The sequence below is a fragment of the Microbacterium sp. CFBP 8801 genome, from assembly GCF_014839455.1.
Taxonomy (GTDB): Bacteria; Actinomycetota; Actinomycetes; order Actinomycetales; family Microbacteriaceae; genus Microbacterium.
Genome location: NZ_JACYNU010000004.1, coordinates 172068 through 184519 on the forward strand (window position 1 = coordinate 172068; position 12452 = coordinate 184519).

General features: G+C 72.3%; 11 protein-coding genes. 6 read left to right on the top strand and 5 right to left on the bottom strand.

The window, feature by feature from the left end; genetic code table 11:
• Window positions 1-52: 52 nt before the first annotated feature.
• From IFR11_RS07030 to IFR11_RS07050, 5 genes are read right to left on the bottom strand one after another with little or no spacing between them, the layout of a single operon-like run.
• Window positions 53-607: a hypothetical protein gene (locus tag IFR11_RS07030; protein WP_191915684.1), complete on the bottom strand. Its 555-nt coding sequence runs from the start codon at window positions 605-607 to the stop codon at window positions 53-55.
• A 52-nt stretch (window positions 608-659) separates the two neighbouring features.
• The gene (locus tag IFR11_RS07035) at window positions 660-1763 is read right to left on the bottom strand and encodes a class I SAM-dependent methyltransferase (RefSeq protein ID WP_055937930.1); all 1104 of its coding nucleotides are present in this window, start codon (window positions 1761-1763) and stop codon (window positions 660-662) included.
• Window positions 1764-1791: 28 nt separating this feature from the next.
• Entirely contained in the window at window positions 1792-3456 is a 1665-nt protein-coding gene (locus tag IFR11_RS07040; protein WP_191915685.1) for an alpha-keto acid decarboxylase family protein, read from the bottom strand.
• Window positions 3457-3498: 42 nt separating this feature from the next.
• Entirely contained in the window at window positions 3499-3648 is a 150-nt protein-coding gene (locus IFR11_RS07045; RefSeq protein WP_013585971.1) for a hypothetical protein, read from the bottom strand.
• 24 nt (window positions 3649-3672) lie between these two features.
• A complete protein-coding gene (locus tag IFR11_RS07050; RefSeq protein WP_055839935.1) occupies window positions 3673-4458 on the bottom strand; it encodes an EI24 domain-containing protein in 786 nt (261 codons plus the stop codon).
• A gap of 143 nt (window positions 4459-4601) precedes the next feature.
• On the opposite strand from IFR11_RS07050, the gene IFR11_RS07055 reads away from it, so the two are divergent.
• The 6 genes from IFR11_RS07055 (at window position 4602) to IFR11_RS07080 (ending at window position 12439) form a co-directional block, all read left to right on the top strand.
• Window positions 4602-5438 (top strand): hypothetical protein, encoded by an 837-nt coding sequence (locus IFR11_RS07055; protein WP_191915686.1) that lies wholly within the window; start codon window positions 4602-4604, stop codon window positions 5436-5438.
• Window positions 5439-5532: 94 nt separating this feature from the next.
• On the top strand, window positions 5533-8058 hold the full coding sequence (locus IFR11_RS07060; RefSeq protein WP_191915687.1) for an ATP-dependent Clp protease ATP-binding subunit: 2526 nt from the start codon (window positions 5533-5535) through the stop codon (window positions 8056-8058).
• Between the two features lie 165 nt (window positions 8059-8223).
• The gene (locus IFR11_RS07065) at window positions 8224-9105 is read left to right on the top strand and encodes an LLM class flavin-dependent oxidoreductase (protein ID WP_055937919.1); all 882 of its coding nucleotides are present in this window, start codon (window positions 8224-8226) and stop codon (window positions 9103-9105) included.
• A complete protein-coding gene (locus tag IFR11_RS07070; protein ID WP_191915688.1) occupies window positions 9102-9878 on the top strand; it encodes an LLM class flavin-dependent oxidoreductase in 777 nt (258 codons plus the stop codon). Before IFR11_RS07065 ends, IFR11_RS07070 begins: the two co-directional genes overlap by 4 nt.
• Before the next feature lie 183 nt (window positions 9879-10061).
• Window positions 10062-10823, top strand: coding sequence for a DUF1684 domain-containing protein (locus IFR11_RS07075; protein WP_244630633.1), 762 nt, complete (start codon window positions 10062-10064; stop codon window positions 10821-10823).
• 101 nt (window positions 10824-10924) lie between these two features.
• Complete coding sequence (locus tag IFR11_RS07080) at window positions 10925-12439, top strand: ABC transporter substrate-binding protein (protein WP_191915690.1); 1515 nt, start codon at window positions 10925-10927, stop codon at window positions 12437-12439.
• Window positions 12440-12452 lie beyond the last annotated feature (13 nt).

Here is a 12452-nt window from a genome sequence, read left to right on the forward strand (position 1 = left end):
GGTCGTGCGACGCTCGGTCGTCCGTCGGCGACTCCTCCTGCGGCTCCCGCACTCAGCGGACGAACGTGCGGGCGCTCGCCGAGGCGACCGTGCAGGTCGTGGTGAAGGTCTCGACCGTTCCCGACAGCGCGACTCGGGCGTTGCCGACCCCCGCGGGAACGACCACCCCGTCCGACGCGAGCGGGCTGCCGACCGCGGTCGCGAAGTGGTGCACGGTGTCACCCGCGCGTCCCGAGACCGTCAGGTCGAGCTCCATCCCCAGGATCGGACCGGTACGCGAGGCCACCCTCCACTCCACGGCGACGAGCCCCGCGCCGCGCCCGGTCGTCGTGAGGGTCAGCGATCCGCATTCCTCGCCGCCCACGGCCTCGGTCGGCAGTGGCCGGTCTTCGGGGGTGTCCTGCACGCCGCAGAGGTCGAGGTCGTGCATCTCGGCGTAATCGCGGCCGTTCGGCGTCACCCGCGAGCAGTCCGCCAGCAGGGCGACCGTGTCGCTCGCGCTCAGCGGGTCGAAGCGCGCCACGGCAGAGGCCGGGGCGGGGGAGCCGGTCGCCAGCGCGGCGCTGAGGACGCTCACGGCGACCGCGTACGCGAGGCGATGGTGCATGACAGCTCCTTCCCGGGCCTGAGGACCTCCGCCGTCCGCGGCGGCCGCGCACTCACGGTTTCGTCGACACCGTCACCGTGAACTTGCGATCGCGGGCGACCTGACGCGTGGGGCCCACCAGTCGGGTCAACGCCGGTCGGTACTGCAGGGCCGAGTTCCACACCGTCCACAGCTCGCCGCCGGAGCGCAGCACCCGGGCCGCATCCGAGAACATGCGGGGGGCGACTCCCTCGTGGATGGCGGCGCCCACGTGGAACGGCGGGTTCAGCGCGATGAACGAGGCGGAGGCCTCGGGTTGCGAGCGGAGAAGGTCGTCGCGCACGACCTCGATGCGGTCGGCGACGCCGTTCGCGTCGGCCGTCGCCCGCGCCGAGGCGACGGCGATCGCCGACTGGTCGCTCGCGATCACGCGAAGCGAGGGATGCCTCACGGCGAGGGCTGCGGCGACCGCGCCGGTGCCGCAGGCCAGGTCGATGGCGTCGTCGCCGCTCGGTGCCGGAAGGTGCGCCAGCAGCAGGCGGGTGCCGATGTCGATCGAGGCGCCGGCGAAGGCACCGCCGAACGCGCGGATCTCGAAACCGTCGACCGTGGCGCGCTCGGGCTGGGGCTCGGCGCCGTCGTGGGGGCCGCGGGCGAGGAGCACACGGGACTTCTGCCGGGCGTGAGAGACGTCGACCCGATCGAAGTACTCGCGCAGCACCTCGTTCATGGTGACCGTCATGTGCTTGAGGCGGCCGCCCGCGAACACGACGACATCGGGGTGCGCGTGCAGCGCGATCAGCCCGGCGAGGTCACGGAGCTCGCGCAGCGAGCGGGGGAGGCGCAGCAGCACGACGCGCGCGTCGGCGAGCAGAGCGGCATCCCGGTCCCGCGAGATGAACGTGTCGGACAGGCCCGCGGTCTCGGCGTTCGCCGCCAGGGCCTTCTCGCCGATGACGCCGTCCTGGTGCACGCGGATGCCGCGGGCACCGGCGTCGGCCGCGGCGAGCGTGAGCGCGCCGTAGTCGTCGCCGATCACCACCAGCTGACCGTCGACGGCGGCGGCGCGGGCCTCGGCCGATTCGTCGAGGATCAGTCGATCGGCCGCGTCGGCGGCGTACAGCTCGGGCCCTTCGAGATCGGGCCAGCGGCGGAGGGTTTCGAAGGAGAAGGGCACCGTGCCACGGTACCCGCTGCTCCTGGGCTCAGGCGCGGCGGTTGGCCGCCGCCGCCGCGGAGGCCAGGTCGGCGAGCACGGGCGGCACGTCGTCGGACGGCACCACGGCCTGCACCAGCGTCAGCCCCGTCGCCGAGCGGGCGGTTGCCAGGGCCTCGGTCAGCGCGCCGACGGTGTCGACGCGCACGCCGACACTCGTGCCGGCGGGGTCCATGGCGGCGAGGAGGGCCGTCCAGTCCCACGTGGCGATGTCGTTGTACCGCTCGTGCAGCCCGTGGATCACCCGTTCGACGGTGTACCCGGCGTTGTCGACGACCACGATCACGGCGGGGATGCCCTGGCGCACGAGCGTGCCGAGCTCGCCGACCGTGAGCTGAGCGGCGCCGTCGCCGATGAGCAGCACGGAACGCCGTTCGGGGCGGGCGAGGGCCGCGCCGAGGATCGCGGGAAGGGTGAAGCCGATGGCCGCCCACAGCGGCTGTCCGCCGAAGACCACGCCGTGAGGGAGGCGTTCGCCGGCCATGCCGTAGAACGACGTGCCCTGGTCGGCGAGCACGGTGTCGCCGTCGCGCAGGAAACCGGCGATCTCGCGCCACAGCGCCGTCTGGCTCAGCGTGGCCGAGGGGTCGAGGGGCTCGCGTGCGGCCGGCACCCCGTTGACCGCGGGGGCGCGGAAGCGATCGCCCTGTGCGGCGAGGGCATCGGCGACGGCGTCGAGCGCGTCGCGCATCGCGAGCGGGCGGAAGTCGTCGTCTCCGACGCGCGTGTGCTCGCCGCGGATCTCGACCGTGCGTGCCGGATCGATGCGCTGCGAGAAGAACCCGCTGGTGAGGTCGGTGAACTGCACACCCGCCATCACGAGCAGATCGGCGGTCTCGATCCCGTCGCGCACGGCGGGGGCACTGGCTGCGCCGAGGTACGACCCCAGGTAGGCCGGAGCCGACTCGTCGACGACTCGGCGCCCCCACAGCAGCGAGGCGTGCGGCACGCCCTGCGCGAGCACGCGGTGCAGGGACGGTTCGGCCGACAGACGCGCGACGAGGATGTCGGCGAGCACCGAGACCGAGTCGGCCACCTCGAGGCGGGCACCCAGCGCATCGCGGAACCGGGCCAGCACGGCGGGGTCGGTGACGACGTCGGGGGCGGGGAGCGCGGCGGCCGGGGGAGAAGCCGGAGCCTCGCTCACATCGGCGGGGATGAGCAGATAGCCCGGCAGGCGCCGATGGCGCACCTCGGCGAGCACACGGTCGATCTGGGTCGTGGCATCGGTCGCCGACAGCACCTCGTGCGCCGCGGTGACCTCGGCGGTCATGCGGGCGAAGTGGCCGAAGTCGCCGTCGCCGAGCGAGTGGTGGCTCGCGCGTCCCGCCGCCTGGACGGCGGTGGTCGGTGCGCCGACGACGTGGAGCACGGGAACGTGCTCGGCGAAGCCGCCCGCCACCGCGCTGATGGCCGAGAGCTCACCCACGCCGAAGGTCGTGCTGAGGGCCCCGAGACCGTGCAGGCGGGCATAACCGTCGGCGGCGTATCCGGCACCGAGCTCGTTCGCGCATCCCACCCACTCGATCAGCGGATGCCGCTCGACATGGTCGAGGAACGCGAGGGTGAAGTCACCGGGAACGCCGAACAGATGACGGACGCCCGACTCGGCGAGCCGATCGAGCAGGTAGTCGGCCACCGTGTACGTCGACATCGTCGCCCGCGCTCTCTGCCGTGTGCCGTGCCGCCGAGCGGCTTACCGGGTGCCGAAGTGGAAGGGGAGAGCCAACGACGCCGAGACCAGGATGATGCCCAGGGCGAAGAACAGCGCGGGGGCTGCGAGCGAGAACGAGAGGCCGGTGAGCAGCATGCCCCCGACGAACAGGATGAGCGAGACGATGAACATGAAGATCCCTTCGGTCGGTCCAGGCTATCGCGCCGGGTCGGCCGGCGGGACCGCGACGGGGCGCGGCGCGGCGGGTCGACGGGGCATCTCGTCGAGAGCGGCGTGCGCCCAGAGGGTGCTGCCCGCGACGGCGGCGGGCATGACAGCGACGGCACCGAGGGGCACCAGGAAGCACAGCTGCGTGGCGACCCCGAAACCGAGGGCACGAGCGCGATGCGCGCGCAGGATGTCGCGGCGCGCACGGCGATCGAGACCCCGCGCCGACAGGGCGCGCGAGGTGAGCTCGTCGGCGAGCAGCCAGCCGGTCAGCACCACTCCGGTGACGAAGCCCAGGACGCCGCCGACGAAGGGGATGAGCCCGAGCAGCCAGGCCGCAGCTGCGGCGAGGACGCCCCGGGAGATCAATCGGACGCTGTCGCCCACGGCGCGCCAGAACCCGTAATCGGTGTCGGGGACGCGACCCGTATGACTGCGTTCCGTGGCGCGCCAGATGCGGTCGTAGAACGGCTCGCCGACCAGCAGCGTGACGGCGGTGAACGACACGACGACGAGCAGCAGGGCCGCGCCGAACGACGCGAGGCCCAGGGCGGTGCGGGCCGCGTCGGCCCAGAACGGTACCCAGTCGTCGGCGAACGGCGTCCAGCCCACGACGAGGCCGGGCAGAGCGAAACCCCACGCGACGAGAGCTGCGGCGAAGACCAGGCCGACCACCGTTCCCGGGATGAGTCCGAGGGCCATCGCGCCGGGCGTGCGGCGCCACTGACCGAGGCCGCGGGCCAGGAGCCCGGCGCCGGAGAGGAATTCGCGCATGCCGACGAGTGTGGCAGAACCCCCCGACATCACAGGCGACCCTTGCGCGTCCCCGCCCTTCGCGGTGCCTCCGGTCCTCCCGCGCTTCTCCGGGGCCCGGGCGCCTCGGTGGCGATGTCGGAAGCCGCTGCCACGATGTCGGTATGCGCCTTCGCACGACGTCCACGCAGCGCACGTACCGGTACGTGCGCCTGGCGCTGATCGGCGCGACGGTCTTGCTCGCCCTCTCGGTCGGGATCGAGATCGCGGGCGGCGACCCGCTGCCGTCGATCAGCTCGGCGTACTACACGCCCGCCGGACCGATGTTCGTCGGGGCGCTGAGCGCCATCGCCCTCGCGCTGCTGGCGCTGTCGGGGCGGAGTCTCGAGCAGGCTCTTCTCGACGTCGCCGCGGTCCTCGCCCTCGCGATCGCCTACCTGCCCACGGCGGTCGCGGGGCCCGGCTCGGGCTGCCCCGGGGCGACGGCATGCGTTCCCGATGCGGTGATGCCGACCGTGGTCAACAACGCCGTGGCCGTGGCATCCGTCGTGCTGCTCGGGGTCATCGCCGCACTGATCCTCGCCCGGGTGCAGGGCACGACGAGTCGCGGGGTGACGCTGACGGCGGCGACGGTCGCGGCGCTGGTGGTCGCCGGTGCGGTCTGGGCGGGGGTGTCGCCGACGTCGTTCTTCGTGATCGCGCACGAGGCGGCCGCCGTGGGGTTCTTCCTCCTCGTCGCCGCCGTCGCCGCCCTCGCCGCGTGGCGCCCGCATCCGCGCTCGTCGCACGGGCGGGGTGTTCGCCTCGCGTACGGCGCGGTCGCCGCGGCCATCGTTCTGACGCTGGCGGTTCTCGTGGCGGCGCTGCTCGCGGGCGTCGACACGGCGGCCGTTCCGGTGATCCTCTGGGGGGAGGCCGTCGCCGTGGGGCTGTTCGCGGTGTTCTGGCTGGTGCAGACGATCGAGCTGTGGAACGAGGTCGATCCGACGCTGGGGCCGTGACCGGGAATACGCCGCGAGCAGCGGCGTTACCTTGATACGTCGACGCTCAAGTATCAAACTTGAGTCCGTTGCACTCACGTATCAGGAGACGGAATTGCCCGAGAATGTCACCCCCGGCGCCGCAGACGACGGCGCCCAGTCGTTCGACGAGTTCCTCGCGCGCTACCTGGCGGGCGAGCAGGCGCGTGCCGAACGCTCGATCGATCTGAGCCGCTTCCTCAGCGCCCGCACCCAGGACGCGCTGCAGGCCGCCGGCCGCTTCGCGCTCGGCCGCGGCCAGCGCGAGCTCGACGCCCTGCACGTGCTGCACGTCCTCGTGGGACGATCCCCCGCGAACGACGCCGTCGCGCGCCTGGGAGCCGACCCCGCCGCCATCGCCCGAGCGGCCGAGAGCCGTCTGCCCGCGGCCGGTCCCGCCGCCGACGTCGACGGGGCGGTCGTCGCGGGTTCGGTGCAGCGCGCGTTGTTCCACGCCTTCCAGGTCGCTCGCGCGGCCGGATCGACGTACGTCGACCCCGACCACCTCTTCTTCGCCCTCGTCCTCGCGCAAGACGCCCCCGCCGGGCAGATCCTGGCCCAGGCCGGAGTCACCGCCGAAGCCCTGACCCAGGGCGTGCGCGAGACCGTCGTCGGCGCCGACGAGGTCGACGCGCCCGCCGAGTCGGCATCCGTCACCCCGAACCTCGACCGCTTCGGCACCGATCTCACGGCGCGCGCGGCCGCGGGCGCACTCGACCCCGTGATCGGGCGCTCCGACGAGATCGAGCAGACCCTCGAGATCCTCAGCCGTCGCACGAAGAACAACCCCGTGCTCATCGGCGAGGCCGGCGTCGGAAAGACCGCCGTCGTCGAGGGACTCGCGCGGGCGATCGTCGCCGGCGACGTGCCCGAGCAGCTGCGCGACACGCGCGTGGTCTCGATCGACCTCGCCGCCATGCTCGCCGGAGCGCGGTACCGCGGCGACTTCGAAGAGCGCCTCACCCAGACGCTCGACGAGATCGCGGCATCCGACAAGCTCGTGGTCTTCATCGACGAGGTGCACACGCTCGTCGGTGCGGGCGGCAGCGGCGACGGGTCGATGGATGCCGGCAACATCCTCAAGCCCCGCCTGGCCCGCGGCGACGTGCACCTGATCGGCGCCACCACCCTGCGCGAGTACCGCACGATCGAGAAGGACCCCGCGCTCGAGCGCCGCCTGCAGCCCGTGCGCGTAGGGGAGCCGTCGATCCCGGATGCCGTGGAGATCCTGCACGGGCTCCGCGCGGCCTACGAGCAGCACCACGCCGTGTCCTACACCGACGACGCCCTCCGGGCCGCCGTCGAGTTGAGCGACCGGTACCTGCCCGACCGCGTGCTGCCCGACAAGGCGATCGACCTCATCGACCAGGCGGGCGCCCGCCTGCGGCTGAAGCTGGGCGTGCGCGTCGACACCACGGATCTGCTCGCCCGACTCGCGACCCTCGAGGCCGACAAGAACGCCGCCGTGTCGGCCGAGCACTACGAGGAAGCCTCCCGTCTGCGAGACGAGATGGCCGACGTGCAGGCGCGGCTCGACGCGGCCACCACCCGGCCGCGATCGGCTGCGGTGGTCGACGAGCCCGAGATCGCCGCGGTGATCAGCCGGTCCACCGGGATTCCGGTCGCTCGCCTGACGGCCACCGAGCGCGGCCGCCTGTCGCAATTGGAGGACGAACTGCACGCCCGGGTCATCGGGCAGGACGATGCCGTCGCGGCCGTCGCCAAGGCCGTGCGCCGCAACCGCACGGGCATGGGGGATGAGAGCCGTCCCGTCGGATCGTTCCTGTTCCTCGGCCCCACCGGCGTCGGGAAGACCGAACTGGCGAAGGCGCTGGCGGGCTCGCTCTTCGACGACGACGCCGCCGTGATCCGCTTCGACATGAGCGAGTTCGGCGAACGTCACACGGTGTCGCGGCTGATCGGTGCCCCTCCCGGATACGTCGGCTACGACGAGGCCGGCCAGCTCACCGAGCGCGTGCGTCACGCTCCCTACTCGGTGGTGCTGTTCGACGAGATCGAGAAGGCCCACCCCGACGTCTTCACCCTGCTGCTGCAGGTGCTCGACGACGGTCGTCTCACCGACGGCCAGGGGCGCACGGTCGACTTCCGCAACACCGTGATCGTGATGACCTCCAACCTGGGCGCCGAGGTGCTGGCATCCCGTTCCGGGGCGATCGGTTTCACCACGACCGGCCGCGAGTTCGCCGACGACGATCTGCGCGATCGCGTGATGGGAAAGCTCCGCGAGGCCATGCGGCCCGAGTTCCTCAACCGCATCGACGACATCGTGCTGTTCCGCAAGCTCGAGAAGGCGCAGCTGCGCCGGATCGTGCGCCTGCTGCTGGACGCGACCTCGCGGAGACTCTCGGCACGGGGCGTCGCGCTCGACGTCACCGACGCGGCCGTCGACCGGCTGGCCGAGGTGGGCTACGAGCCCGAGTACGGTGCCCGGCCCCTGCGCCGCGTCATCCAGCGCGAGGTCGACGATCGCGTCGCCGACCTGTTCGTGTCGGGAGAGCTGGTCGACGGCGGAGCGGTGACGGTGGATGCCACCCCCACGGGCTTCGTGGTCGGGGCCGCCGCACAGGCGCTCGCGGCGTAAGACAGGAAGAACGCCCCGGGACGTCGGTCCCGGGGCGTTCGTCGTCCGTGCGTGCGCCGCAAGGGTGGTCCCTCGGATGGCCCGGCCCGTGAAGGACCCAGCCGGATCGGCACGACGCGCGCCACCCCCTCGCCCGATGTCGGAGGGGCCCGGCAGAGTAGACGCATGAGTCGTATCGGCACGATCTTCAGCCCGTACCCGCACCCGCCCGAGAAACTGCGTGACGCTGCGCGCGCGGCCGAAGACGCGGGGATCGACGAGCTGTGGCTCTGGGAGGACTGCTTCCGCTCGTCGGCGTGGGCGGCCGCCGCCGCGGCGCTCGCCGTCACCGACCACCTGCGCATCGGCATCGGGATCGCCCCCCTGCCGTTGCGCAACGTCGCCGCCTCGGCGATGGAGGTCGCCACGATCGAGCGCATGTTCCCCGGGCGACTGCTGCCCGGCTTCGGCCACGGGGTGCAGGACTGGATGCGACAGGTCGGGGCGAAGGCCGCCTCGCCCCTGACGCTCATGCAGGAGCACCTGCCGGCCCTGCGGTCTCTGCTGGCGGGCGAGACGGTGAGCACCGAGGGACGCTACGTGAAGCTGCGCGACGTCGCTCTCGACTGGCCGCCCGCTCAGGCGCCGCTCGTGTACGCCGCGGCCGAGGGGCCCAAGACACTGGCGCTCGCGGGTGCCGTGGCCGACGGGGTGGTGCTCGACAGCAGGCACACCGTCGCCGAAATCGCCTCCGCGGTCGCGACCGTGCAGGCAGGGCGGGCCGAGGCCGGCCGCGAGGGTCGGGCCGACATCGTGGCCTACGTGCTCACCGCCTTCGGTCCCGACGCCCGCGCTCGTGCCACCGCGGTGCTCGCCGATCGCGACGATGCCGCCGACCGGGTCCTCGCCGGCTCGGTGTCGGAGGTCGCCGAGGGGGTCGCGCGCTTCCAGGCGGCCGGCGTCGACGACGTCGTGCTCCTGCCGACCGACGACGTCGACCTGGCGGCGTTCTTCTCGGCGGTGGGCCAGGTCGCGGTGGCCGTCCCCCGCGCCGGAGGCGTCTCGTGACGCGGGGTGCCGTCTCTCTCGGTCTCGCCGGCTCGCTGGGCCCCGAGGCCATCGCCGAGATCGCGCCTGCGGTCGAGAGCGCCGGCTTCGACACGCTCTGGATCAACGACACCCCCGACGGCGATGCCCTCGCCGCCCTCGCGGCCGCGGCCCGCGTGACCGAACGCCTGCGTCTGGCCACGGGCGTCGTTCCCGTCGACCGGCGCCCCGCCGACGAGATCGCCGCCGCGGTGGCATCGCTCGGTCTTCCGCTGGACCGCCTGACCCTCGGCATCGGCTCGGGAATGGCGAAGCAGGGCGCGCTCGCGCGGGTGCGCGGGGCCATCGAGGTGCTGCACGCCGCGGGTATCCCACGGGTGCTCGTCGGGGCGCTGGGCCCGAAAATGCGTCGCACGGGCGCCGAGCACGCCGAGGGCGTGCTGCTGAACTGGGTGCCGCCCGCCGAGGCGCACGCGCAGTCCGAGGCGCTGCACGCGGTCGCTCCCTCCGCGCACGTCGCGGTCTACGTGCGCACGGCGATCGACTCGGCCGCGCGCGAGCGTCTCGACGCCGAGACGGCCCGTTACGCCTCGTTCCCGAACTACGCGGCCAACTTCGCACGGATGGGGGTGGATGCCGTCGACACGACGATCCGCGATGCCACCGAGCTGGGTGACGCGCTCGCGGCGTACACGGCGGCCGCCGACGAGGTCGTGCTGCGCGCGATCGTGCCCGAAGACACCGTCGAGGCGTACGTCGACTTCGCCCGGCGCGTGGCTCCCGCGCCCGGCTGAGCGATCCGGCGCGCCGGAGGGCGGGCAGGTGACACCGCGTGTTGCCGGCGGGCGCCGCCGCCACGGTGCGTACTTCGGCTGTCGCACCGGACCGTGCGGGAGGGGCACCTTCCGGGCTCCCGAACGGAAACAGTCCGTCACGGAATTTCTCGCGACGGGCGCGGCGTTGTGAGACTGATGATGATGTCCTCCTCGCACCCCACCGCCTCGAACGACACGGCTCCGGCCGCCCACGCCCAGTGGATCGCCGCGCGCCACGCCGCCGTCACCGCCCCGCAGGGGCCGCTCGCTCTCGTCCTGACCCACTGGTCGCCCGCCGGCGCCCCGGCCGTCGACGACGCCGCCGCCCGCGAGGGTCATCCCGACGACGCGCTGCTCACCCGCCTGCAGCGGGCCGACATCGACTCGGGCGAGACGCAGCAGGGGTACCGCATCTGGCGGCGCGATTCCCCCGCCAACCAGGCGTTCGAGGCGATCGAGACCTACGACTACGACCCGTCGTGGGTTCTGCGGGGACGCTTCGAGCTCGTCGACGAAGAGCGCGTGGTTCCGTTCGAGCACATTCGCGACGACGGTGCGACGCGCGCCCTCCCCGTCTCGGGCGACCTGGTCTTCGAGGTCGACGGTCGCGAGTTCCGCCTGGCCGCCTTCGACACGACCTACGCGGGCACGGCCAAGCTGCAGCTGGTCTTCGGCGACACGACCAATGGGGTGGAGAGCTACGGCGCCGGGCGTTTCCTCTTCCTCGACCGCCCGGCATCCGACCGTCCCCTGGCCGCGGGGGAGAGCGTCGAGCTCGACGTCGACTTCAACCGCGCCATCGTCCCGCCGTGCGGCTTCTCCAGCCAGATGAACTGCCCGCTTCCGCCCGCGCAGAACCGTCTGCCGTTCGCCGTTCGCGCGGGCGAGAAGCGCGTGCGCTTCGAGGGCGACTTCCACCCCTGACCCGATCCGGATGCCGCCAGCCCCTGGCATCGCTCACCCCGCTCCACCCGCGCCCACAGCACTCGGCGCGTCCCCGCCCCTCACCACCTGAAGGAATCGACGTGTCCTCACGCTTCCGCTCCACCCGCCTCGGCGCCGCCATCGCGGTCGCCACCGCCGGACTGCTCGTGCTCGCCGGATGCGCCGCCGGAGGCGGCTCCGCATCGGGCGGTGCGTCCGACCCGCAGGCCGAGATCGTCGTCGGCTCGCAGAACGAGCCCACCAACCTCGACCAGATCTTCGGCGGGTCGTCGGGCGTCACCGAGGTGTTCACCGGCAACGTCTACGAGGGTCTGTTCAAGATCACCGACGATGCCGAGGTCGAGCCCCTGCTCGCGGCCGAGACCGCGGTGTCGGATGACGGCCTGACCTACACGTTCACGCTGCGCGACGCCACCTTCCACTCGGGCAAGGCCCTCACCGCCGCCGACGTGGTCTACAGCCTGGAGCGCTTCATCGGCGACGACTCCATCGCCGCGCGCAAGCGTCAGCTGAGCGTCATCGACACCGCGACCGCGGTGGATGACTCGACGGTCGAGGTGACGCTGAAGCAGCCGTCGATCAGCTTCACCTACAACCTCGGCTACGTCTGGATCGTCAACTCCGAGGCGGGCGACCTCACCGCCACCGCCGATGGCACCGGCCCCTACGAGCTGGCCGACTACCGCAAGGGCGACTCGATCAGCCTCGACGTGTTCCCCGACTACTGGGCGGACGCGCCCGCCAACGGAGGCGTCGTCTACCAGTACTACGCCGACCCCACCGCGCTGAACAACGCGCTGCTCACCGGCGCCGTCGACCTCGTCACCAGCCAAGCCAACCCCGACAGCCTGGCCGAGTTCGAGGCGGCGGGCTTCCAGATCATCGAGGGCACCTCCACCACCAAGGAGCTGCTCGCGTTCAACGACCGCATCGAGCCGTTCAACGACGTGAAGGTGCGCAAGGCGATCTACTCGGCGATCGACCGGCAGAAGCTGCTGGATGCCATCTGGGACGGCCGCGGCCAGCTCATCGGTTCGATGGTCCCGCCGTCGGAGCCGTGGTACATCGACCTCGCCGACAACAACCCCTACGACCCGACCCTCAGCGCGCAGCTGCTCACCGAGGCGGGGTACGCGGGCGGGTTCACGTTCTCGATCAAGACGCCCGACTCGGGCGTGCACTCCACGGTCGCCGAGTTCCTGAAGTCGGAGCTGGCCAAGGTCGGCATCACGGTCGACATCGAGATCATCACCGACGACCAGTGGTACCAGCAGGTCTACACCGACAAGGACTTCCAGGCGACGCTCCAGGGCCACGTCAACGACCGCGACATCAACTTCTACGGCAACCCCGACTTCTACTGGGGCTACGACAACGCCGATGTGCAGCGGTGGCTGGCGGAGTCCGAGGCGGCCGGCAGCGTCGAGGAGCAGACCGCGCTCATCCGTCAGGTCAACCAGCAGATCTCCGACGACGCCGCGAGCGTCTGGCTGTACCTCAACCCGCAGCTGCGCGTGGCCGCGCCCGGCGTGACGGGCGTGCCCGAGAACGGCCTGAACTCGCTGTTCTACGTCTACGGCATCCAGAAGGCCTGATCATCGGGCGATA